This window comes from Roseateles sp. GW821-FHT09G09 (genome assembly GCF_059415965.1).
The window spans coordinates 209,332-233,620 of sequence record NZ_JBWKOG010000003.1; the positions used below are offsets into that span (position 1 = coordinate 209,332).

At 65.5% G+C, this 24,289-nt stretch carries 18 protein-coding genes; 16 read left to right on the forward strand and 2 right to left on the reverse strand.

Annotated features, from left to right (window positions below):
- The 4 genes from AC07O8_RS09420 to AC07O8_RS09435 all read left to right on the forward strand — a co-directional run bounded on the left by AC07O8_RS09420 (position 1) and on the right by AC07O8_RS09435 (position 4,325).
- Positions 1 to 1,221, forward strand: a complete 1,221-nt coding sequence (locus tag AC07O8_RS09420; RefSeq protein WP_495047774.1) for a M20 aminoacylase family protein — start codon at positions 1 to 3, stop codon at positions 1,219 to 1,221.
- A 63-nt stretch (positions 1,222 to 1,284) separates the two neighbouring features.
- Positions 1,285 to 2,247: an ABC transporter permease gene (locus AC07O8_RS09425; protein WP_495047775.1), complete on the forward strand. Its 963-nt coding sequence runs from the start codon at positions 1,285 to 1,287 to the stop codon at positions 2,245 to 2,247.
- 15 nt (positions 2,248 to 2,262) lie between these two features.
- A complete protein-coding gene (locus AC07O8_RS09430) occupies positions 2,263 to 3,264 on the forward strand; it encodes an ABC transporter ATP-binding protein (RefSeq protein ID WP_495047776.1) in 1,002 nt (333 codons plus the stop codon).
- Entirely contained in the window at positions 3,261 to 4,325 is a 1,065-nt protein-coding gene (locus AC07O8_RS09435; RefSeq protein WP_495047777.1) for an ABC transporter ATP-binding protein, read from the forward strand. Before AC07O8_RS09430 ends, AC07O8_RS09435 begins: the two co-directional genes overlap by 4 nt.
- 27 nt (positions 4,326 to 4,352) lie before the next feature.
- Here AC07O8_RS09435 and lptM read toward each other — a convergent pair whose 3' ends face one another.
- Positions 4,353 to 4,640, reverse strand: coding sequence for an LPS translocon maturation chaperone LptM (gene lptM / locus AC07O8_RS09440; RefSeq protein ID WP_495047778.1), 288 nt, complete (start codon positions 4,638 to 4,640; stop codon positions 4,353 to 4,355).
- Here lptM and cyaY point away from each other — a divergent pair.
- The gene (cyaY, locus tag AC07O8_RS09445; protein WP_495047779.1) at positions 4,639 to 4,986 is read left to right on the forward strand and encodes an iron donor protein CyaY; all 348 of its coding nucleotides are present in this window, start codon (positions 4,639 to 4,641) and stop codon (positions 4,984 to 4,986) included. The genes lptM and cyaY overlap by 2 nt on opposite strands.
- 158 nt (positions 4,987 to 5,144) lie before the next feature.
- Here cyaY and AC07O8_RS09450 read toward each other — a convergent pair whose 3' ends face one another.
- A complete protein-coding gene (locus AC07O8_RS09450) occupies positions 5,145 to 7,595 on the reverse strand; it encodes a penicillin-binding protein 1A (protein ID WP_495047780.1) in 2,451 nt (816 codons plus the stop codon).
- 441 nt (positions 7,596 to 8,036) lie between these two features.
- On the opposite strand from AC07O8_RS09450, the gene AC07O8_RS09455 reads away from it, so the two are divergent.
- The 11 genes from AC07O8_RS09455 (at position 8,037) to AC07O8_RS09505 (ending at position 24,250) form a co-directional block, all read left to right on the forward strand.
- Complete coding sequence (locus AC07O8_RS09455; RefSeq protein ID WP_297528858.1) at positions 8,037 to 9,116, forward strand: pilus assembly protein PilM; 1,080 nt, start codon at positions 8,037 to 8,039, stop codon at positions 9,114 to 9,116.
- The gene (locus tag AC07O8_RS09460; RefSeq protein WP_297528811.1) at positions 9,113 to 9,739 is read left to right on the forward strand and encodes a PilN domain-containing protein; all 627 of its coding nucleotides are present in this window, start codon (positions 9,113 to 9,115) and stop codon (positions 9,737 to 9,739) included. The genes AC07O8_RS09455 and AC07O8_RS09460 overlap by 4 nt, the downstream gene beginning before the upstream one ends.
- 7 nt (positions 9,740 to 9,746) lie before the next feature.
- A complete protein-coding gene (locus AC07O8_RS09465; RefSeq protein ID WP_495047781.1) occupies positions 9,747 to 10,463 on the forward strand; it encodes a type IV pilus inner membrane component PilO in 717 nt (238 codons plus the stop codon).
- A gap of 59 nt (positions 10,464 to 10,522) precedes the next feature.
- Positions 10,523 to 11,053 (forward strand): pilus assembly protein PilP, encoded by a 531-nt coding sequence (locus AC07O8_RS09470; RefSeq protein ID WP_495047782.1) that lies wholly within the window; start codon positions 10,523 to 10,525, stop codon positions 11,051 to 11,053.
- Positions 11,054 to 11,079: 26 nt separating this feature from the next.
- Positions 11,080 to 13,263: a type IV pilus secretin PilQ gene (locus AC07O8_RS09475; RefSeq protein ID WP_495048123.1), complete on the forward strand. Its 2,184-nt coding sequence runs from the start codon at positions 11,080 to 11,082 to the stop codon at positions 13,261 to 13,263.
- An 80-nt stretch (positions 13,264 to 13,343) separates the two neighbouring features.
- Positions 13,344 to 15,686: an Ig-like domain-containing protein gene (locus tag AC07O8_RS09480; RefSeq protein WP_495047783.1), complete on the forward strand. Its 2,343-nt coding sequence runs from the start codon at positions 13,344 to 13,346 to the stop codon at positions 15,684 to 15,686.
- Between the two features lie 13 nt (positions 15,687 to 15,699).
- Positions 15,700 to 16,311 carry a shikimate kinase gene (locus AC07O8_RS09485; RefSeq protein ID WP_495047784.1) on the forward strand — a complete coding sequence of 204 codons (612 nt, stop codon included), beginning with the start codon at positions 15,700 to 15,702 and terminating at the stop codon, positions 16,309 to 16,311.
- Positions 16,292 to 17,407 (forward strand): 3-dehydroquinate synthase, encoded by a 1,116-nt coding sequence (aroB, locus tag AC07O8_RS09490; protein ID WP_495047785.1) that lies wholly within the window; start codon positions 16,292 to 16,294, stop codon positions 17,405 to 17,407. Before AC07O8_RS09485 ends, aroB begins: the two co-directional genes overlap by 20 nt.
- Before the next feature lie 21 nt (positions 17,408 to 17,428).
- Complete coding sequence (locus tag AC07O8_RS09495) at positions 17,429 to 18,562, forward strand: deoxyguanosinetriphosphate triphosphohydrolase (protein WP_495048124.1); 1,134 nt, start codon at positions 17,429 to 17,431, stop codon at positions 18,560 to 18,562.
- A 31-nt stretch (positions 18,563 to 18,593) separates the two neighbouring features.
- Positions 18,594 to 19,298 carry a transposase gene (locus AC07O8_RS09500; RefSeq protein WP_495047786.1) on the forward strand — a complete coding sequence of 235 codons (705 nt, stop codon included), beginning with the start codon at positions 18,594 to 18,596 and terminating at the stop codon, positions 19,296 to 19,298.
- 143 nt (positions 19,299 to 19,441) lie between these two features.
- Positions 19,442 to 24,250, forward strand: coding sequence for a glutamate synthase-related protein (locus tag AC07O8_RS09505; protein WP_495047787.1), 4,809 nt, complete (start codon positions 19,442 to 19,444; stop codon positions 24,248 to 24,250).
- Positions 24,251 to 24,289 lie beyond the last annotated feature (39 nt).

The window sequence follows — 24,289 nt, forward strand, 5'->3', positions numbered from 1 at the left end:
ATGAACGTTCCAGAGCACCTGACCGCCACCGCGGCGGGCACCTACCAGCGGCTCTTCGAGGCGCGCGGTGAGCTCGTCGCGTTGCGCCGCGAACTGCACACGATGCCGGAACTCGGCTTCGAAGAGCATCGCACCGCCGCGCGCATCGTGCAGGCGCTGAAGGCCTGCGGCGTCGATGAGATCCACCAGGGTCTCGGGCGCACCGGGATCGTCGCGACCATCCATGGGCAGACGACGCCGGGTACCGCGCCAAGACTCTTCGGATTGCGTGCCGACATGGACGCACTGCCGCTGCGTGAGCAGAACGACTTCGCCTGGCGCTCCTCGACGCCCGGCCTGATGCATGCGTGCGGCCACGACGGCCATTGCGCGATGCTGGTGGGCACGGCCCGCTACCTGGCGCAGACGAGGCGCTTCGCGGGCACGGCCGTGCTGGTGTTCCAGCCTGGCGAGGAGGGATACGGCGGCGCGCGCGAGATGATCGCCGACGGCCTGTTCGACCGCTTCCCCGTCGAATCCATCTATGCCATGCACAACTGGCCGCACCTGCCGCCCGGCAAGATCGGCCTGAACCGCGGCGCGATGATGGCGGCGGCGGACCGCGTGAACATCACGATCCAGGGCCGCGGCGGCCATGGTGCGCACCCGCACCTGAGCGTCGATCCGGTGCTGATCGCCGGCCACGTGATCACCGCGGTGCAGAGCCTGGTGTCGCGCAACATCGCGCCGATCGAACAGGCGGTCGTCAGCCTGTGCTCGATGCATGCCGGTGAGCCGAGCGCCTTCAGCGTGATCCCCGAGGCCGCGCAGTTGACCGGTACCGTGCGCAGCTTCAAGCCCGAGGTGCAGCAACTGCTCGAGGAGCGGATGACGCGCCTGGTCGAATCCGTCGCGCTGGGCTTCGGCGCGAGCGCCAAGGTCGATTACCAGCGCCTTTATCCCGCGACGGTCAACAGCGCGCGCGAAGCCGACTTCGCCGTGCGTGTCGCGCAATCGCTGGTCGGCGCCGAGAACGTCGACGACAAGCTCGTGCCGAGCATGGGTTCGGAGGACTTCGCCTTCATGCTGCAGGCCCGGCCCGGCGCCTACCTGCGGCTGGGGCAAGGTGGGCCTTGCGGACTGCATCAACCGCGCTACGACTTCAACGACGAGATCCTGCCACTCGGGTCCGCGCTGTTCGCGGCCCTGGTCGAGCAGGGCCTGCCGCTCGCGCCGCATTGAGCGGGTTCGTTCCCGTCCCGCCCGCCCGCCATCGACCCGACAGCCCGCTCTTCCGATCCCCGAATGACCGCTTCCCTTCCTCCTGCGCCGGCCTCCGGCTCGCCGACGCCACGTCCGCCGAATGCGCTGAAGCGCTTCCTCGACGGCGACGTCTGGCACTCGTTCACGCGGTCGCCGTTCGCGATGGTCGCGGCCGTCGTCGCACTGTGCTGCCTGGTCTGCGCCCTGTTCGCGACCTGGATCGCGCCGCACGATCCCTTCGACCTCTCCGCGCTGGAGCTGATGGACTCGCGGCTGCCGCCGGCGTGGGTCGAAGGGGGATCGTCGAAATACCTGCTCGGCACCGACGATCAGGGGCGCGATCTGCTCTCCGCGATCATGTACGGCGCGCGGATCTCGCTGCTGGTGGGTGTGGCGTCGGTGATCCTGTCGATGATCATCGGCGTCGGTCTTGGCCTGCTGTCCGGATTCGTCGGCGGCAAGGTGGATGCCTTCATCATGCGCATCTGCGACGTGATGCTCTCCTTCCCGTCCATCCTGATCGCGCTGCTGATCGATGGCGTCGGTCGTGTCGTGTTCAAGGACGCGCACGAGTCGCTCGCGTTCGCGGTGCTCATCCTCGCGATTTCGCTGACCGGCTGGGTGCAGTACGCGCGCACGGTGCGCGGCTCGACGATGGTCGAACGCAACAAGGAGTACGTGCAGGCGGCGCGCGTGATCGGCGTCCAGCCGATGGCGATCATGTGGCGCCACGTGCTGCCCAACGTCACCGGTCCGGTGCTGGTGCTGGCGACGCTGCAGGTCGCGTCGGCGATCCTGACCGAGGCGACCCTGTCCTTCCTGGGCGTCGGCGTGCCGCCGACCAGCCCCTCGCTGGGCACCTTGATCCGCATCGGCAACGACTTCCTGTTCTCCGGCGAATGGTGGATCACGATCTGGCCCAGCACGATGCTGGTGCTCATCACGGTGTCGGTGAACATGCTCGGTGATTGGCTGCGCGACGCGCTCAATCCCCGCCTGCGCTGATCGATGGACGGCCCCATGACCGCACCCGCCCCCCTGCTGCAAGTCCGCCATCTGCGCGTGGAGTTCCCGACCCGGCGCGGCACGCTGCTCGCGCTCGACGACGTGTCCTTCGACATCGCGCCGGGCGAAGTGCTCGGCGTCGTCGGTGAATCCGGCGCCGGCAAGTCGCTGACCGGTTCGGCGATCATCGGCCTGCTCGAGCCGCCCGGGCGCATCGCCGGCGGCGAGATCCTGCTCGACGGCCGACGCATCGACAACCTGCCCGCCGACCAGATGCGCCGCGTGCGCGGTCGCCAGATCGGCGCGATCTTCCAGGATCCGTTGACCTCGCTGAATCCGCTGTACACGGTGGGTCGGCAACTGATCGAGACGATCACGACGCACCTCGGCCTCAGCGCGAAGCAGGCACGTGCCCGCGCGATCGAACTCCTCGCGGCGACCGGCATCCCGGCGCCGGAGGCCCGCGTGGACCAGTACCCGCATCAGTTCTCCGGCGGCATGCGGCAACGCGTGGTCATCGCGCTCGCGCTCGCGGCAGATCCGAAGCTCATCGTCGCCGACGAGCCGACCACGGCGCTGGACGTGTCCATCCAGGCGCAGATCATCGCCTTGTTGAAGCGCGTCTGCCGCGAGCAGGGGGCGGCGGTGATGCTGGTCACGCATGACATGGGCGTGATCGCCGAGACCTGCGACCGCGTGGCGGTCATGTATGCCGGGCGTGTCGCGGAGATCGGACCGGTGCAGGAGGTGATCCACCGTCCCGGCCACCCGTACACCTCGGGCCTGATGGGTTCCATCCCCGCGATGGACGAGGACCGCGAGCGGCTCGTGCAGATCGACGGCGCGATGCCACGCCTCACCTCGATTCCGACCGGCTGCGCCTTCCATCCGCGCTGCCCTCGTGCGTTCGACCGCTGCCACGAGCAGCGCCCTGAGTTGATGAAGGCAACCGCGACCCAGGCGGCGTGCTGGTTGCATGCCGCGGACGTCGCCGTCGTGCAGGGAGGCGTGGCATGACGGTGCTGAATGAGATGCCGCCGCGCTCGGCGGGCGCGGCGGATGGCGGACAGGCGATCGCCGGGCCGGGTCCGATCCTGGTCGAGGTGCGCGACCTGGCGAAGACCTTCGACGTGTCGGCACCCTGGTTGAATCGCGTGATCGAACGCAAGCCCCGGCAGTTCGTCCATGCGGTGGACGGCGTCAGTTTCGCGATCGAGAAGGGGAAGACGCTCGCCCTGGTCGGGGAGTCGGGTTGCGGCAAGAGCACCGTGGCCCGGTTGCTGGTCGGCTTGTACGCGCCGACGCATGGCGAGGTCCGCTTCGACGATGCCGACATCGCGACCACGCTGAAGGGGCCGGCGGCGCTGGCGCTGCGGCGCCGGATGCAGATGATCTTCCAGGATCCGTATGCGAGCCTGAACCCGCGCTGGAAAGTGCAGGACATCGTCGCCGAGCCGCTGCGCGAGCATGGCCTGGTGCGAGACGTGCAGGGCTTGAAGCAGCGCGTCGGCGATCTGCTGCAATCGGTGGGCCTGTCGCCCGCGGATGCGGAGAAGTTCCCGCATCAATTCTCCGGCGGCCAGCGTCAGCGCATCTCGATCGCGCGCGCGCTGGCGACCGAGCCGGAGTTCCTCGTCTGCGACGAGCCGACCTCCGCGCTGGACGTCTCGGTGCAGGCGCAGGTCCTGAACATCATGAAGGACCTGCAGCGCAAGCAGGGGCTGACCTACCTGTTCATCTCGCACAACCTCGCGGTGGTGCGGCACGTGGCCGATCAGGTGGGCGTGATGTACCTGGGCCGGCTGGTCGAGCAGGCCGACAAGCGAGCGTTGTTCGCGACGCCGCGGCATCCCTACACGCGGATGCTGCTCGACGCGATTCCGGACATCCACATGACGGGGCGTTCGCGCACCCCCGTGCAGGGGGAAGTGCCGAATCCGTTGAATCCCCCGAGCGGGTGCAGCTTCCACCCCCGTTGCCCGCATGCGAACGCGCGCTGCAGCGCGGAGCGACCGCAGTTGCTCACGGTCCAGGGAACGCGCGTGGCCTGCCACGCGGTGGAAGAAGGTCGGATCTGAAGTCCGCCTGGCGCGGAGCTCGCAGCGTCAGTTCGCGGCGCTAGCCGCCGAGCTCGGTGATGAGGTGGGCGATGAGGCGGACGGTGAGGCCGTCGACCCCGAGACGGGCGCCGGATGTTTGGCCTGCGGCAATTGCAGTGGGCGCTTCTGGCCGCAGGCGCTGACGGCGAGCGCGGCCGCGCACAACATCAGGGTCGTCATGGCCTTGGTGGCGCGGCGGCGGGTCGGCGTGGAGGCAGCGCCTACACTTCGCGTCTTCACGTTCTTCATGGGCTCGCAGTCTAGTCCCTCGCGAGCCCCCTTCCGACTGCCCATGACGCCCACTCCGCTCACCGATGCCGACTACGACGCCCGCACCGACGCCGTGTTGACCAGCATCGAATCCGACATCGACGCCTGGCTCGACGACGATGTGGTCGACATCGACCAGCATCGCACCGGCGGACTGCTGGAGCTGGAGTTCCCGGATCGCAGCAAGATCGTCGTGAACACGCAGCCGCCGTTGCACGAACTCTGGCTCGCGTCGCGGCGCGGCGGTTATCACTTCAAGTTCGTCGACGGGCAATGGATAGACACCAAGGATGGCGTCGCTTTCTTCGCGCGGCTGTCGGAGGAAGCTTCACATCACGCGGGCAAGACGCTGGCGTTCTCCGCAGTCTGACTGCGTCGATCGAGCGCGATCGACCCGACCGGGAGGCCTTTTCTCCGTGTCCCTCCTTCGACTGCCTCCCGGCAGTCGAATTCCCTCCTTGACCTCCGAAAAGGCCTCCCGATCGGGTCGATCCGGGAGAGTCTGAGGCGTTCGAGGAAGCGAAAGGGCTATCGCTTGAAAAGGTCGAGGATGCTCTTCTTCTCTTCCTCCGAGCCGCTGGTGGGCACGTGCTCCTCGTTGCCCAGCGCCTTCACGCCGCTGTTGCCAGCGAACTCGTCGTAGTACCACTCGCCATTGAAGTTGACGACGCCTTCGGGCGGCTGGATTTCCTGGACCGGCGTGTTGCGCAGCGCGTACTGCATGAACTCGATCCACACCGGCAGCGCCAAGCCGCCGCCGGTCTCGCGATCGCCCAGTTTGCGCGGCTGGTCGTAGCCGATCCACACCACCGACACCAGCTCCGGCTGGAAACCGGCGAACCAGGCATCCATCGAGTCGTTGGTCGTGCCGGTCTTGCCGTAGATGTCCGGGCGCTTGAGCGTGGCCTGCGTGCGGGCCGCCGTGCCGCTGCGTGCGACCTCCTGCAGCAGGCTGTCCATCAGGTAGGCGTTGCGGGGTTCGATGGCGCGCTGCGAATCCTCGAAGGTCTTGGGCTGCTGCTGATAAAGCACGCGGCCGGCGTGATCGGTGATGCGCTGCACCAGTTGCGGCGCAATGCGGTAACCGCCGTTGGCGAAGACGGAGTAGGCCTGGGCCATCTGCATCGGCGTCACCGACCCGGCGCCCAGCGCCATCGTCAGATAGGCCGGGTGCTTGTCCGCGTCGAAGCCGAAGCGCGTGATCCAGTCCTGCGCGTACTTCACGCCGACCGACTGCAGCACCCGGATGGACACCATGTTCTTGGATTTGGCCAACGCGCGTCGCAGCGGCATCGGCCCGTCGAACTGACCGTCGTAGTTCTTCGGTTCCCACGGCTGGCTACCGGTCGTCGTCGCGTCGAAGAACAGCGGCCCGTCGTTGACGACGGTCGCGCCGTTGAAGCCCTTCTCCAGCGCGGCCGAGTAGATGAACGGCTTGAAGCTGGAGCCCGGCTGCCGCCAGGCTTGCGTGACGTGATTGAACTTGTTCTTGTTGTAGTCGAAGCCGCCCACCAGCGCCCGCACGCTGCCGTCCTTCGGGCTGAGGGCCACCATCGCGCCCTCGACCTCCGGCAGTTGGGTGATCGTCCACTCGTCCTTGTTGTTCCTGGACAGCTTGATCACGCGGATCACCGCACCGCGGCGGATGCGCGTCTTCGGGTTGCCCTTGTCGGACAGCCCGGAAGTGGCCGGCTTCAGGCCCTCGCCGGTGATGGTCACCGACTCGCCGCTCTGCAGCGCCGCCACGACCTGCTTCGGGCTGGACTCCAGCACCACGGCCGCCAGCAGTTCGTCGTTGGCCGGATGGTCGGAGAGCGCCTCGGCGATGCGGGTGTCCAGTTCCTTGGGGTCGGCCGGCAGGTCCACGTAGGCCTCGGGCCCCCGGTACACCTGGCGGCGCTCGTAGTCCATGATCCCGCGGCGCAGGGAGCGGTAGGCACGCTCCTGCTCGTCGGCGTGCAAGGTCAGGTAGACATTCAGGCCGCGCGTGTACGCCTCATCCCCGTACTGGCTGAAGATCAGTTGGCGGGCGAGTTCGGCCACATACTCGGCATGGTTGGCGGCCTCCTGAGGCGGCCGGATACGCAATTTCTCGGCCTTGGCCTGGGCGTGCTGCTCGGGCGTGATGAAGCCCATCTCCAGCATCCGGTCGATGATGTATTGCTGGCGCAACAGTGCACGGCGAGGATTGTTGATCGGGTTGTAAGCAGATGGTGCTTTCGGCAACCCGGCGAGCATCGCCGCCTCGGCGATCGACAAGTCCTTGAGCGGCTTGCCGAAGTAGACCTCGCTGGCCGCCGCGAAGCCGTAGGCGCGGTGCCCCAGGAAGATCTGGTTCATGTAGATCTCGAGGATCTTCTCCTTGGGCAGCGCGCTTTCGATCTTCAGCGCCAGCAGGATTTCGTAGATCTTCCGGGTGAAGGTCTTCTCGGTGGAGAGATAGAAGTTCCGCGCCACCTGCATCGTGATGGTGGAGGCGCCCTGGCTCTTGGACTCGCTCACGTTGGCCAGGCCGGCCCGGATCACGCCCAGGTAGTCCACGCCGCCGTGCTGATAGAAGCGCGCGTCCTCGATGGCCAGGATCGCGTCCTGCATCACCTTGGGGATCTCGCGGATGTCGGAGTAGCTGCGGCGCTCCTCCCCGTACTCGGCCAACAGCTGGCCCTCGCTGGACATCACCCGCAGCGGCAACTTCGGCCGGTAGTCGGTGAGGCCGCTGATGTCAGGCAACTGCGGGTAGGCGATCGCCAAGGCCATGCCGGCCAGCAGCACGGCTGCGCCCACCCCGGCCAGCACCAGCCCGAAGAGCCAGCCGAGCAGCCGCACGAACCAGGGCCGGCGCGGCTTGGCGTCGCGCTCGGCCTTCTTTCGAGCGGTGGCTTGCTTCTCGCTCTTCCCTTTCCTGGAAGCGCTGCCCTGGCCCGAATCGGACGGGGCGTCGAAGGAGGGTTCGTTGTCGGGGGAATTCTTCGAGGGCATGGGCCGGAGTGTGCAATCTTGCGTGCCTGGCCGCGCCCTATCAGGGCCTGTACGGGTGACGATGCGGGCCGCGAGCGACGATTATAGGAACGGCCCCAGACGGGGCTCCGGCTGTCCGATCCGCTGCCTCTTGACTGTTACAGGCGTCGTGGAGACTTTGGCGGACACTGCGCGGCTGCCTTTTCTCCCACCCGGGACATCCCTCTTGAAGGTGTCTTGGACGGGGATTCGGCCAAGCGGGAATCTCAGCAAGCCCATTCCAAATGGGGAGTAAATGCGTCATTTTTTGGCGCTTTACCACCCATAGATGGCGTGTATGTTACGCAACGCTGCGTTACTTGCTGTGACCGCTTTGCCTTGGGGCGACAAAGGCTTTGCTGATAGCATTCAAGTAACTTATTAACAAACCGGCGCATGAGCGGCGCGTTGGGGGAACGCATCATGGGGCTGTTGGACCTACTGCGCGGACGTGCGCATCCACCCATGATTGGCCTGGACATCTCATCGTCCAGCGTCAAGCTTGTGGAATTGAGTCAAAACTCGAACGGCGAATACGTGCTTGAACGTTTCGCCACGGAGCCATTCGAAAAGGGCTGGATTACTGACGGCCAGATCGAGAAATTCGACGAGGTCGCGGACGCCGTCCGCCGGGTGGTCACGCGCAGTGGCAGCAGGACCCGGCAGGCATCGCTGGCGATGCCGCAGAGTTCGGTGATCACCAAGAAGATCATGCTGCCGGCCGGCCTCCGCGAGGAGGAGCTCGAGCTGCAGGTCGAGGCGGAAGCCAACCAGTACATCCCGTTCTCCCTGGACGAGGTCTCGCTGGATTTCTGCGTGATCGGTCCGAGCCCGACGTCGGTCGGTGACGTCGAGGTGCTGATCGCCGCGTCCCGCAAGGATCGCGTGCAGGACCGTCAGGCGTTGGCGGAAGCCGCAGGCTTGAAGCCGGTCGTGCTGGACATCGAATCCCACGCATCGCGGATGGCGGTCGGCCGTCTGGTCGAGACCCTGCCCAACGAGGGCAAGGATGCGCTGGTCGCGCTGTTCGAGATCGGTGCCGACACCACCTCGCTGAAGGTGCTGCGTGACGATGAAATGCTCTACGACCGCGACCAGGCCTTCGGTGGCTCGCAGTTGACGCAGCTGATCTCCCGGCAGTACGGCTTCTCGTTCGAGGAGGCAGAGCTGAAGAAGCTCAGCGGCGAACTACCGGACGACTACGAGACCCAAGTGCTGAATCCCTTCGTCGATTCGCTGTCGCAGGAGATCGGCCGGGCGCTCCAGTACTTCTTCACCAGCACGCCGCATCACAAGGTCCACTACGTGATGCTGGCCGGTGGGACTGCCACGCTGCCCGGTCTGAAAGAGCGGGTGACCGAACTGACCGGCTTCGCGTGCATGGTGGTCAATCCTTTCGAGAACATGGTGCTCGGGTCTGCGGTGCGCGAATCCAAGCTGCGCCGTGAAGCTCCGGCGTATCTGACGGCGTGCGGCCTCGCCATGCGGAGGTTCTTTCAGTGATTCTGATCAACCTGCTCCCGCACCGTGAGGAGAAGCGCAAGCGCCGCAAGGCCGCGTTCTTCGTCGGGCTGGGAATGTCCTTCGCCGTCGGCGTGCTGATCGCCGCCTTCATCTACCTGCTCTTGCAGCAGCTGACCGCCGCCCAGGCGAGCCGCAACGACTACCTGAAGGCCGAGATCACCAAGCTCGACATTCAGATCAAGGACATCGCGACGTTGCGCGCAGAGATCGACGCCTTGCGTGCACGCCAGCGCGCGGTCGAGAACCTGCAGAGCGACCGGAATACGCCGGTGCACCTGCTCAACGAGCTCGCGAAGTTCACGCCTGAAGGCGTGTTCCTGCAGTCGGTCCGGCAGGTCAACAAGGCGGTGGTGGTCGCCGGCGTGGCAGCGTCGAATGAGCGCGTGTCGGAGATGTTGCGCAATCTGAGTCGGGCGGAGTGGGTCGAGAGTCCCGATCTCGTGGAGATCAAGGCGGCGCCGGTGAATCCCCGCGACCCGCGCCGGCTGTTCGATTTCTCCATCAAGGTCGGCATCAAGAGCGCGACGCCGGAACCGGCGGCAGGCGCCGCCAGCGGCCCTGGCGCGAAGCCGGGTGCGGACGCTCCGGCGAAGAAGGTGTGAGGACCCCATGGCAAGCATGAAAAACCTGGACCTCAACGCCTGGTTCGCGGACTTCTCCGGCCAGTTCCAAAACCTGAACATGCAGGAGCCGGGCCAATGGCCGCCGGCACCGCGCTATGCCGCCTTTGTCGTGGTGGCGCTTTTGACTGTGGTGCTGGGCTGGTTCGCCGTGCTGTCGGATGAGCAATCGGCGTTGGACGCTGAGGTCCAGAAGGAACCGCAGTTGAAGGAAGACTTCAACAACAAGCTGACGCAAGCCGTGAACCTGCCGGAGCTGCGCAAGCAGAAGAGTCAGGTCGAGGAGTACGTCCTTCAGCTCGAGAAGCAGTTGCCGGGCAAGGCCGAGATGGATGCGTTGCTGTCGGACATCAACCAGGCGGGCTTGGGCCGCGGCCTGCAGTTCGAACTGTTCCGGCCCGGGAGCATCGTCATGCGCGACTATTACGCCGAGCAGCCGATCGCGATCAAGGTGTCTGGGCGTTATCACGACATCGGCGCCTTCACGGCGGATGTCTCGAACCTGTCGCGGATCGTGACGTTGCACGACCTGTCGATCGTCGTGCCAGGTGCTTCCCCGAACGCGGCCACGCCACCGCGAACCGACACCAACACGACGCTGTCGATGGAAGCCACGGCCCGGACCTATCGCTACCTTGATCCGGCTGAGGTCGAGGAACAGAGGAAGGCCGCGGCGACGGCGGCGGCGGCGGAGAAGAAGAAATGACACGCTTCGTTCGCACTCGCATGTCTTCATCTCGTATGGCAGCCCGGCACCCAGCGCGAATGCGCGCGCTCAGCCTGCTCGGTTTGACCCTGACGGGAGCACTGCTGGCCGGTTGTACCTCCGGTTCCGACGAACTCCAGCAATGGATGGAGGAGCAGCGCCAGCAGACGCGCCCCACCGTCAAGCCGCTCACGCCGCCGAAGACTTTCCAGCCCCAGCCCTACGAGGCGCAGGCGGTGGTCGATCCCTTCAGCACGCAGAAGTTGACGGTGGCGTTGCGGCGCGAGGCTGCCCAGCCAAGTTCGCTGCTGGCCGCCGAAATGAAGCGTCGTCGCGAGCCGCTGGAGGCTTTCCCGCTGGATTCGATGGCGATGGTCGGCAGCGTTTCCAGGGAGGGTCGTCCCTACGCATTGCTGCGGGTCGACAACCTGCTGTACCAGGCGCGGGTCGGTGACTACATGGGGCAGAACTTCGGCCGCATCACCAAGATCAGCGAAACCGAAATCACGTTGCGAGAAGTCGTCCAGGACGCTGCGGGCGAATGGATTGAACGCACCAGTACTCTCCAGCTTCAGGAGCAGGGACGATGAAGAACACTGTTGTGGAGAACGCTTCGATGAGCGTCCGTACGAGGGAATCCGAAGGGCGCGTCAAGCGCTGGCAAGCGCTGGCCTGCGCCGTGGGCCTGGCGGTGCTGCTGCCGGTGCAGGCGTGGGCACAGAACATGATCCGGTCGATCAGTGCGACCCAGCAGTCGGGTACGGACATCGTCCGTATCGAACTGGCGCAGCCGTTGACCGAATTGCCACGCGGCTTCGCCGTGCAGGTGCCTCCTCGTATCGCGCTGGATCTTCCCGGCGTGTCGAACGGCCTCGGACGCAACGCGGTCGAGATCAATTCGGGCAACATGCGTTCGGCCAACGTCGCGCAGGCCGGTGATCGATCGCGCGTCGTGCTGAATCTGCGTCAGGCCAGCACGTTCCGCGCGCAGTTGCAGGACAACTCGCTGCTGATCTTCCTGGACGCCGCTGCGGGCGCCGCGCCCGCCGCCACCGCGGCTGCAGCAGCCGAGCCGGTTCACTTCGCACCGAGCCAGAACGCTGCCGCGCAAGGGCTGCAGGACATCGATTTCCGTCGCGGCAACGACGGGGCGGGCCGCGTTGTCGTGAACCTGCCGAGCAGCCAGGTCGGCGTGGACATCCAGCAGCAGGGGCAGAACCTGGTGGTGGAGTTCCTGCGCAGCACGCTGCCGGAACGCCTGCGTCGCAAGCTGGACGTCACCGACTTCGGAACCCCGGTCCAATCGATCACCGCCACGCAGCAGGGTGATCGCGTGCGCCTCGTCGTGACACCCAAGGGCATCTGGGAGCACAGCGCCTACCAGAGCGACAACCAGTTCGTGCTTGAGGTGCGTCCCCAGAAGGTCGATCCGAACAAGCTGACGCAAGGTCCCGGCTACGCGGGCGACAAGCTGAGCCTGAACTTCCAGAACATCGATGTTCGGGCGTTGCTGCAGGTCATTGCCGACTTCACCAACTTCAACGTCGTCACCAGTGACACCGTCACCGGCAACGTGACCCTGCGCCTGAAGGACGTCCCTTGGGACCAGGCGCTGGACATCATCCTGCAGGCCAAGGGCTTGGGCATGCGCAAGTCCGGCAATGTGCTGTGGATCGCGCCGAAGGAAGAGCTCGCCAACAAGGAAAAAGCCGAGTTGGAAGCCAAGCAGGCCGTGGCCCAACTGGAGCCGCTGCGCACGCAGTCGTTCCAGATGAACTACACGAAGGCTGAAGAGGTCGCGAAGGGCTTGACCGGGCAGAACAACCAGGGTGGTGGCGGTAACCAGACGTCGCGCATCCTGTCGTCCCGCGGCAGCGTGATCTGGGAAACACGCACGAACCAACTGTTTGTCAGCGACATCCCTTCGAAGCTCGAGGAGATCCAGGCGCTGATCGCAAAGATCGACGTGCCGGTGCGCCAGGTGTTGATCGAGGCGCGCATCGTCGAAGCCGATGACAAGTTCGGCCGCGCTCTGGGTGTGAAGTTGGGCGCGAGCGATCTGCGTGGACGTCAGGGCGGTATTCCGGGCTACAACGTTGGCGGCAGCAACTACGTGACCGTCGGTGGCAACTACTCTGCAGTCGGTTCGGCGACGAACCAGCAGGCGGCTTACAACTACTCGGACACGCAGTTCGTGAGTCTCCCGGCCAACGTGGCTGGTGATGCCTTCGGCGGTGCCACGGCGGCGAATTTCGCACTGTCGCTGTTCAGCGCCACGGCCAACCGCTTCCTGAACCTGGAGATCTCCGCCCTGGAAGCGGACGGTCGCGGCAAGGTGGTGTCCAGCCCGCGTGTCGTCACGGCCGATCAGACGAAGGCGTTGATCGAGCAGGGCGAAGAAATCCCGTATCAGCAGTCGACGTCCAGCGGTGCAACGTCGATCACCTTCAAGAAGGCCGTGCTGAAGTTGGAAGTCACACCGCAGATCACGCCGGAAGGCAACGTGATCCTGACGGTCGACGTCAACAAGGACAGCCGAGGCACGCTGACGCCGCAGGGCTACGCGATCAACAACAAGCATGTGCAAACGCTGGTGCTGGTCGAGAATGGCGGCACGGTCGTGATCGGCGGGATCTACACGCAGGAAGATCTCGAATCCGAGAACAAGGTCCCCTATCTCGGCGATATTCCGCTGCTGGGCAATCTGTTCAAGAACAGGTCGCGCAGCACGGCTAAAACGGAACTCTTGATCTTCATCACGCCGAAGGTGGTGAGCGACCGTGTGACATCGACGCGTTGAGCGTCGGGCCTCGGTCCTGAAAATCGGTGCAACAGGGAGTGGTCGCGCTTAGACGCGCGACGCGCTGGAGTAACAAGCAAATGACGATATTCGCGAAGTTCGCGCGGTTGGTTCGAACCGCAACGCTGGGCGCCTTTGTGGCCGGCACCTTGGCCGCATGCGGCGGCGGTGGTGGCAGTGCAGGGACGCCGGTCAATGGCGGCAATGGCGGAGGAGGCTCCACGCCGACCGCGGTGGCCGACCTGTCGGTGGTGCTGGACCGCGCAACGGTCAGCAACAGTGGTGCCGACACGGTCAAGGTGACCGTGACGGCCGTGGATGCCAACCGGCAGGTGGTCGGGAACGTGCCCCTGGCCTTCGCCGTCGACAGCAACGCGGTGGTCGCTCCTGGTGGCACCAAGACTGACGCCACCACCGGACAGCTGGTCGCGACGGTCTCGATCGGTGCAGACCGCACGAACCGGACCATCACGATCGCTGTCGGCACGGGTTCGATCACAAAGAAGGTGACCTTCGATGTCGTTGACAGCGTGACGGGCGGCAAGGTGGCTGACCTGTCCCTGGTGTTCGATGCCGCGTCGATCCCGAACGATGGTTCCCAGACCGCCAAGCTGACAGTGACCTCGCTGGATGCCAACCGGACGGCGGTGGGCGGCTCTCCGGTGGTCTTCTCGGTCCAGGATCCCGCGAACACGGCCTTTGTGTCGTCAGCGGGTACGACGGACGCGACCTCGGGACAACTCGTCGCGACCGTCTCGGTGGGGTCGAACCACACGAACCGCACGGTGACTGTCACCGCTACCAGCGGTACGGTGGTGCGGACCATCGGCCTGAACATCATTCCGCCGATCACGTCGACACCGGTTGCGAATGACATGACGATGGTGCTGGACAAGATCAGCATCGGCAACACGGGCAGTGACAAGGTGACCGCCACGGTGACCGCCGTCGATGCGCAACGTAACGTTGTTCCCGGTATCCGTATCTCCTTCACCGCAGACAACGGCTCCACGGTCGCCGTCGTGAATGCGACGACCAATGCGCAGGGCCAGGCCGTGGCCACCATCACCAGCGGCGCGGACAAATCCAACCGGCTGATCACTGTCACGGCCAAGAGCGATGCCCTGACGCGCACGGCGACCTTCCAGGTGACCGGCGTGAAGGTGACGGCCTCTGCTGTACCGACGCAGCCGACGGCGGGTTCCACGGGCAACCGTGTCGAGTTCCGTGTCAGCGATGTCAACCAGAACCCGATGACGTTCCAGGCGATCACGGTGTCGGCGCCCGGCCTGCCCACCGCGACCGGCACGACCGACGCCAACGGTGCCTACACCTACACCTATACCGCGCCGGCAACGGCAGGGCCGATTGACATCACCGGCACGTCTGGTGGCGTCAGCACTGCGGTGACCGTCACGGTGCCCTCGAGCTCGTCGACCGTTCCTCCGGCTTCGCCGGCGGTGGTGTCGTCGTCGGTTCAGGCATCCCCGACCGTGGTCAGCGTCAACACGGAGTCGACCAACAACCGGGCGGAACTCCGCGCGATCTTCCTCGCAACGGGCAACCTGCCGGTGAAGAACGTCCGGGTCCGTTTTGACCTGAATGGCGACGCCAACAGCATCGGCGGCACCATCAACTCGGGTCAGCAACTGGTGTACTCGGACGCCAACGGCATCGCCACGACCAGTTATGCCCCGGGCAATCGCGCCAGCCCGACGGGTGGTGTCCAGATCCGCGCGTGCTGGGACTACAACGACTTCGCTGCTACCAGCTGCCCGAACTCGGTGATGACGACGCTGACCGTGGTGTCCGACCCGCTGTCGATCACGATCGGCACGAACGAGTTCATTGACGTCGCCACCAATGATCTGACCTACATCAAGCGTTTCGTCGTGCTGGTCGTGGATGCGGCTGGTCAGCCCAAGGGGGATGTTCAGATCACGCCTTCGTTGGACCTCAACGGTTACTACAAGGGCTACTGGAGCCTGCAGGGCGATGCTTGGCTGCGCCGTTTCGACCGGGACACCCCCGGAAACTTCGTGGCCGGACAGCCTCCCATCTGCAAGAACGAGGATGACAACCGGAATGGTGCGATCGACGGCATCGAAGATCGCAACGGAAACGGCCAGCTGGATCCGCGCAAGTCGGATGCGTCGATCAGCATGACGGGTTCCACGCGCACCGATGCGAATGGTCAGGCCGTTCTGGTGCTGCAGTACCCGCGCAGCGTCGCCAGCTGGGTGAATTTCACCATCACGGCGTCCGCATTCGGCGTGCTGAGCCCGCCTGCCACGTACACCGCCGACCTGCCGTATATCGCGGCCACGCTGGTCGACAAGACGGTGGCCCCCGCGTTCGCGGTCAGCCCGTATGGCCTCGTCCGCAAGGCCTCGGACGGGACCTACTGCACGAACTCGAATTGAGCATGAGGCCTGTTTGTCGCAGGTGATCTCCCTGGTCGGCATGCCCGGCGGTGGCAAGTCCACCGTCGGCCGAATGCTGGCCAGGCAGCTCGACATCGCGTTCATTGACACCGACGCCGAGATCGAAAAGGATCTCGGCGGCGAGTCGATCAAGGACTTCTTCGCCCGTGAGGGCGAAGCGTCGTTTCGGGACCTTGAATCACGCACCATCGGGCGACTGCTCGAGACCGCGAATGCCGGTCAGGAACTCATCCTGGCCACCGGCGGTGGCGCGGTGCTGCGCGAGATCAATCGCGATCTGCTCAAGACGCATTCGACAGTCGTGTACCTACGCTCCTCGCCTGAAGAACTCTTCAGGCGGTTGAGGCACGACACCCAGCGCCCGTTGTTGCAGGTCGCCAATCCGCTGGCGAAGCTGCGCGAACTCTATGCGCAGCGCGACCCGCTCTACCGGCGTTGCGCTCATTTCGTGCTCGAATCGAGTCGCCCCTCGGTGCACGGTTTGGCGAACATGATCCTGATGCAACTGGAGCTTGCGGGGCTCATCGATCCGGCCCGGGTCGCGGCCACCGTGGGGGCGACCGAGGCCCCGTACACTTCCAGGAATGACCGCTCCGGCTCCTGATTCCACGTCCACCGTCGCCATCGACCTCGGCGACCGGCGCTACGACATCCTCGTCGGCCCCGGCCTCTTCGACGCGTCGTCGTCCTGGTCCGGTCTGCCTCGGGCCGCCGCCGCACTCATCGTCACCAACGATGTGATTGCGCCTCTGTACCTCGAGCGGCTCCAGCGGCAGCTTGCTCCGCACTATCCGCGGGTCGAGGCGGTCATCCTGCCGGACGGCGAGCAGCACAAGAGCTGGGCGTCGCTCGATGCGGTCATCGATCACCTGCTGGCCGGCGCGGCCGACCGCAAGACGGTGCTGTTCGCCCTGGGCGGCGGCGTCATCGGCGACCTGACCGGCTTTGCCGCAGCGATCTACATGCGCGGCGTTCCGTTCGTGCAGGTGCCGACCACCTTGCTGGCGCAGGTGGACTCGTCGGTCGGCGGCAAGACGGCCATCAATCATCCGCGTGGGAAGAACATGGTCGGAGCGTTCTATCAGCCGGTGCGAGTCATCGCTGATCTGGACACGCTCGATACGCTGCCTCAGCGCGAGCTCTCGGCGGGTCTCGCCGAGATCATCAAGTATGGACCGATCGCCGATGTGTCTTTCCTCGACTGGATCGAGGACAACCTCGAGGCCATGCTCGCCCGTGAAAAGTCAGCGCTGGCTTACGCGGTGAAGCGCAGTTGCGAGATCAAGGCGTGGGTCGTCGGGCAGGACGAGCGAGAAGCCGGCCTGCGCGCCATCCTCAATTTCGGCCACACCTTCGGTCATGCGATCGAGACCGGGCAGGGTTACGGCGCATGGCTGCACGGCGAAGGGGTCGGCTGCGGCATGGTGCTGGCCTCCGAGTTGTCGGCTCGACTGGGACTCATCCCGGCGGCTTTCGTCGACCGGATGACCCGGTTGATCGAGCGTGCGGGCCTGCCCGTGAAGGCGCCCAGGATGCCGATCGATCGCTGGCTCGAACTCATGCGCGTCGACAAGAAGAACGAGGGGGGCGAGATCCGATTCGTCGTCATCGAAGGCCTCGGCAAGGCCGGTATGAGGGGGGCGCCGGATGCGCTCGTCGCCGAGGTGATCGCGGCTCACACTGAGTCCGTCTCCCACTGACAGCCCGAACCGCCCATGATGATGCTGCGCGCGCCTTATGCCTCCGACCCCGCGCGCAGCCGCGGTCGACGGCACGCCGAAGTGTCGGCGCCGACGCGCAGCGAGTTCCAGCGCGACCGTGATCGCATCGTCCACAGCACGGCGTTCCGCCGGCTGGTCTACAAGACGCAGGTCTTTCTCAACCATGAAGGCGATCTGTTCCGCACGCGGCTGACGCATTCACTGGAGGTCGCGCAATTGGGGCGTTCGATCGCGCGCAGCCTGTCGTTGGACGAAGACCTTGTCGAGACGATCGCGCTTGCGCATGACCTCGGGCATACGCCGTTCGGCCATGCCGGGCAGGATGTGCTGGACGAGTGCATGAAGGCGCATGGCGGCTTCGAACACAACCTGCAATCGCTGCGGGTGGTCGACAAGCTCGAACAGCGCTACCCGACATTCGACGGGCTCAATCTCACTTTCGAAAGCCGCGAAGGCATCCTCAAGCATTGCAGCAAGCGCGACGCCCAGCGCCTCGAGGATCGCGAGCCAGGCGGCGTGGCGGCGCGCTTCCTCCGCGGCGGGCAGCCGAGCCTCGAAGCGCAGCTCTGCAACCTGGCGGACGAAGTGGCCTACAACGCCCACGACGTCGACGATGGCGTGAGGTCCGGACTGGTGACCCTGGAGCAACTGGAGCAGGTGCCGCTGGTGCGGCGCTATCTGCGCGAGACGCTGACCGCCTATCCAGGGCTCGTGGGGAAGCGGCTTCTGGCGGAGACCATCCGCCGCATGTTGTCGCAGCAGGTCTACGACATCATCGACGCGACCCGCGATGCAATCGAGGCGGCCGCCCCTGTGGATGCCGAAGACGCGCGCGCCAAGGGGCCTCTGGTGCGCTTCAGCCCGGAAATGCGTCACGCGAGCACCGAGCTCAAGCGATTCCTGTTCGCCAACCTGTACCGCCATCCGGTGGTGCAGCAACAGCGGGACCGGGCCGAGCAGGTGTTGCGGGAACTCTTCCAGCTGTACCTCGCCGATCCAGGGCACCTGCCAGCCGATTTCGCGGACGGCGACGACCATGCGCGCGCCTGCTCGGACTACATCGCCGGCATGACCGACCGCTTCGCGCTCAAGGAGCACGAGCGGTTGACGGGGAAGAAGCTGATCGCCGCATAATTGGGGACAGACTACTGCTGCTGTCCTTGCCATGGCCCGACTCCCCCGGCTGACGCTCGCCGGCCATCTTCACCACCTGATCCACCGCGGGCACAACTTGCAGCCCATCGTCGTCGACGATGACGATCGCCGGGCGTTGCTCGCCGCACTTCAGGACAGTGCCGCCACCCACCGCGTCGCGATCCATGCGTACGTGGTGATGCCGAATCATCTGCACCTGCTGGCGACCCCCGCAGCCGACGTGGGTCTGAGTCGCATGATGCAGGCGCTGGGGCGTCGTTACGTGAGCGCCTTCAATCTCCGCCATGGCCGGGTCGGCACCTTGTGGGAGGGGCGCTTTCGCGCCGCACCGCTCGAGGCAGAGAGCCATCTGCTGACCGTCATGCGCAGCATCGAGTTGAACCCGCAGCGCGCGGGTCTGAGTGCCGAGCCCGGTGATTTCGCCTGGTCGTCGGCGGCGCACCATCTCGGACGTCGGAGAGATCCGCTGATCAGCGATCCGCCTGGATTCTGGGCGCTCGGCAACACGCCTTTCGAGCGCGAACTCACCTGGCGTCGCTGGCTGGAGGAGGGCGAATCGGAGGTGGAACGCCAACGCCTCATCGATGCCGCACTCAAGGGGTGGCCGCTTGGTTCGGCACGTTTCCTGCAACTGCTTGGCGAGGCGAGTACCCGCCCAATGAGTCCGCGCCCTCGGGGTCGGCCTCGCAAGATCAAACCCGCTGCCGTGGCTTGATTGACTCTGTCCCCAATTAACCGACACCACGACACAACGGCCGATCTAATTCGAGACTGACCCCATTTAGTTCTCCTTGTGCCGCTGCGTTACGCGTCTTAACCTGCGCGGGTTTCGTTATCCGAGAGTCCAGGAGGCCACCGATGTCGGCAGCTCAAGATCCGCGCAACGCGCAAGCATCGTCCCCCATCGCGAACCCGGCGGTCACGCCGGCGAGCGGTCCGTCCACGACCGAGATCCGCGAGCTTGCCGCCCACGGCCTGTACAACGGCGCCAATGAAAAGGACGCATGCGGCCTCGGTTTCGTCGCCCACATCAAGGGGCAGAAGGCGCATCACATCGTCCAGCAGGGTCTGAAGATCCTGGAGAACCTGGATCACCGCGGCGCCGTAGGTGCCGACAAGCTGATGGGCGATGGCGCCGGCATCCTGATCCAGATCCCGGACGAGTTCTATCGGGCGGAGATGGCCAAGCAGGGCGTCACGCTGCCTCCGCCCGGCGAGTACGGCGTCGGCATGATCTTCCTGCCGAAGGAACACGCGTCGCGCCTCGCTTGCGAGCAGGAGCTGGCCCGCGCGATCAAGGCCGAGGGCCAGGTGCTGATCGGCTGGCGCGACGTGCCGGTGGACCGCGACATGCCGATGTCGCCGACGGTGCGCGAGAAAGAGCCCATCATCCGGCAGATCTTCATCGGCCGCGGCCCCGACATCATCGTTCCCGATGCGCTCGAGCGGAAGCTGTACGTGATCCGCAAGACCGCTTCCAGCGCGATCCAGGCGCTCAAGCTGACGCACAGCCGCGAGTACTACGTGCCGTCGATGAGCTGCCGCACCGTCATCTACAAGGGCCTGTTGCTGGCCGATCAGGTGGGCAAGTACTACCAGGACCTGGCCGATCCGCGCGTCGTCAGCGCCATCGCGCTGGTGCACCAGCGCTTCTCGACCAACACCTTCCCCGAGTGGCCGCTGGCGCACCCCTACCGGATGGTGGCGCACAACGGCGAGATCAACACGGTGAAGGGCAACTTCAACTGGATGCGCGCCCGGGAGGGGGTCATGAAGTCCCCCGTGCTGGGCGACGATCTGAAGAAACTGTATCCGATCAGCTTCGAGCACCAGTCCGACACGGCCACCTTCGACAACGCCATCGAATTGTTGACGATGTCGGGTTATCCGCTCGCGCACGCCGCGATGATGATGATTCCCGAGGCGTGGGAGCAGCACGAGTGGATGGACGAACGTCGGCGCGCCTTCTACGAATACCACGCCGCGATGATGGAACCGTGGGACGGTCCTGCCGCGATGGTCTTCACCGACGGCCGACAGGTCTGCGCCGCGCTGGACCGCAATGGCCTGCGACCGGCCCGCTACTGGGTCACCGACGATGACCTCGTCGTCCTGGCCTCCGAGTCCGGCGTCCTGCCGATCCCCGAATCCCGCGTCGTCAAGAAGTGGCGCCTGCAGCCGGGCAAGATGTTCCTCATCGACCTGGAGCAGGGGCGCATCATCGATGACGAGGAGCTCAAGACCCAGTACGCGAACGCCCGACCCTATCGCCAGTGGATCGAGAACGTCCGCGTCAAGCTCGACGAGATCCCCGCCCCCGAGATCACCGCGCCGGTGTTCCCGGCCTCGCTGCTCGATCGCCAGCAGGCCTTCGGCTTCACGCAGGAGGACATCAAGTTCCTGCTCGCGCCGATGGCCGCCAATGGCGAGGAAGGCATCGGCTCGATGGGCAACGACAGTCCGCTGGCCGTGCTGTCCGACAAAAACAAGCCGCTCTACAACTACTTCAAGCAGTTGTTCGCGCAGGTGACCAATCCGCCGATCGATCCGATCCGCGAGGCGATCGTGATGTCGCTCAACAGCTTCATCGGTCCCAAGCCCAACCTGCTCGACATCAACGCGGTGAACCCGCCGATGCGACTGGAGGTCACGCAGCCCGTGCTCGACTTCGAGTCGATGGCCCGCCTGCGTGCGATCGAGCATCACACCAACGGCAAGTTCAAGCCGTATGAACTCGACATCACCTATCCGCTGGACTGGGGCCGCGAGGGCGTCGAGGCGCAACTCGCGTCGTTGTGCGCCGAGACCGTCGATGCGATCAAGAGCGGACACAACATCCTGATCATCACGGACCGCCACCTGAGTGCGAATCGCGTGGCGATTCCGGCGCTGCTGGCGCTGTCGGCCGTCCACCATCATCTGGTGCGCGAAGGCCTGCGCACGACGGCGGGCCTGGTCGTCGAGACCGGCACCGCGCGCGAGGTCCACCACTTCGCCGTGCTGGCGGGCTTCGGCGCTGAAGCGGTCCATCCGTATCTCGCGCTGGAGACGCTGCAGGCGATGACGTCGGAGCTGCCGGCCTCGCTATCGGCCGACAAGGCGATCTACAACTACATCAAGGCGGTGGGCAAGGGGCTGTCGAAGATCATGTCCAAGATGGGCATCTCGACCTACATGTCCTACTGCGGCGCACAGATCTTCGAGGCCATCGGCCTGAAGGCCGACCTCGTCGCCAAGTACTTCCGCGGCACGCCGACCCAGGTCGGCGGCATCGGCGTGTTCGAGGTCGCGGAAGAGGCGTTGCGCCTGCACCGCGCCGCCTTCGGCGACGACCCGGTGCTGGAGCACATGCTCGACGCCGGCGGCGAATACGCATGGCGCGCCCGCGGCGAGGAACACATGTGGAGCCCCGACGCGATTGCCAAGCTGCAGCACAGCACGCGCTCGGGCAAGTTCGACACATACAAGGAATACGCGCAGCTGATCAACGATCAGAGCAAGCGGCACATGACGCTGCGCGGCTTGTTCGAGTTCAAGTTCGACCCGAGTCAGGCGATCCCGCTCGAAGAGGTCGAATCGGCTGCGGACATCGTCAAGCGCTTCGCCACCGGCGCGATGTCGCTGGGCTCGATTTCCACCGAGGCGCACGCGACGCTGGCCGTCGCGATGAACCGCATCGGCGGCAAGAGCAATACGGGCGAGGGCGGCGAAGATCCGGCGCGCTACCGCAACGAACTCAAGGGCATCAAGATCACCGCCGGCACGAAGATGTCGGACGTCGTCGGCAGCAAGGTCGTCGAGGTCGACTACGAGTTGAAGGACGGCGACTCGATGCGCTCACGCATCAAGCAGGTCGCGTCGGGCCGCTTCGGCGTCACGACCGAATACCTGGTCAGCGCCGACCAGATCCAGATCAAGATGGCACAGGGTGCCAAACCCGGCGAGGGCGGCCAGCTGCCTGGCGGCAAGGTCACCGATTACATCGGCTTCCTGCGCCATTCGGTGCCGGGCGTGGGTCTGATCTCGCCGCCGCCCCACCATGACATCTACTCGATCGAGGATCTCGCGCAACTGATCCACGATCTGAAGAACGTCAATCCGCGCGCGGACGTCTCGGTGAAGCTGGTGTCCGAAGTCGGCGTCGGCACGATCGCGACCGGCGTGGCGAAGGCCAAGGCGGACCACATCGTGATCGCGGGACACGACGGCGGCACCGGCGCCTCGCCGTGGAGTTCGATCAAGCATTGCGGCACGCCGTGGGAGCTGGGGCTGGCGGAAGCGCAGCAGACGCTGGTCCTGAACCGTCTGCGCGGCCGTGTGCGCGTGCAGGCCGACGGCCAGATGAAGACCGGTCGCGACGTCGTCATCGGCGCCCTGCTGGGCGCGGACGAGTTCGGCTTCGCGACGGCCCCGCTGGTCGTCGAGGGCTGCATCATGATGCGCAAGTGCCATCTGAACACCTGCCCCGTCGGCGTCGCGACGCAGGACCCGGTGCTGCGCAGAAAATTCAGCGGCAAGCCCGAGCACGTGGTGAACTACTTCTTCTTCGTTGCCGAAGAGGCGCGTCAGATCATGGCGCAACTCGGCATCCGCAAGTTCGACGACCTGATCGGCCGCGCCGACCTGCTCGACACCAAGAAGGGCATCAGCCACTGGAAGGCCAAGGGTCTGGACTTCACCCGCGTCTTCCATCGACCGGAGCTGGCGGCCGATGTGGCCCGTCTGCACAACGACCAGCAGGACCATGGCCTGGACCGCGCGCTGGACGTCAAGCTGATCGAGAAGTGCCTGCCTGCGTTCGAGAAGGGCGAGAAGGTGCGCTTCATGCAGGAAGTGACCAACGTGCGGCGTACCGTCGGCGCGATGCTGTCGGGCGAGCTGATCCGCCGTCGTCCGGAGGGACTCGATGACCAGACCATCTTCATCCAGATGGAAGGCACGGGCGGTCAGAGCTTCGGCGCCTTCCTGGCGCCGGGCATCACCTTCTACCTGATCGGCGACGCCAACGACTACACCGGCAAGGGCCTGTCCGGTGGCCGCATCGTCGTGCGTCCGTCCATCGACTTTCGCGGCGATGCGACGAAGAACATCATCGTCGGCAACACCGTGCTGTACGGTGCGACGAAGGGCGAGGCCTTCTTCCGCGGGGTGGCCGGGGAACGCTTTGCGGTGCGACTGTCCGGCGCGACGGCAGTCGTCGAGGGCACGGGCGACCACGGCTGCGAATACATGACGGGCGGCACTGCCGTGGTGCTGGGAAAGACAGGCCGAAACTTCGCCGCCGGCATGAGCGGGGGAATCGCATACGTCTTCGACGAGGACGGCCAGTTCGCCAAGCGCTGCAACACCAGCATGGTGTCGCTCGACAAGCTGCTTCCCGCGCATGAGCAGGAAGCCACGACGGACAAGGCGCTCTGGCACAAGCTCGGCGATGGCGAAGCCCGCACCGACGAGGCGCTCCTCAAGAAGTTGATCGAAGACCATCACCGCTGGACCGGCAGTCAGCGCGCGCGGGACATCCTGGACCACTGGGCCGAATCGCGCGCCAAGTTCGTCAAGGTGTTCCCGAACGAGTACCGCCGCGCCCTGGGCGAAATGGGCGCCGCCAAGGAAACCGCCGCCACGATCGCCCAGGCCAAGGCGCCAGTCGCCAAGGCCAAGGCCTGACCGTCACCGCATCAAGACTCAAGCATTCAGGAGCGAGCC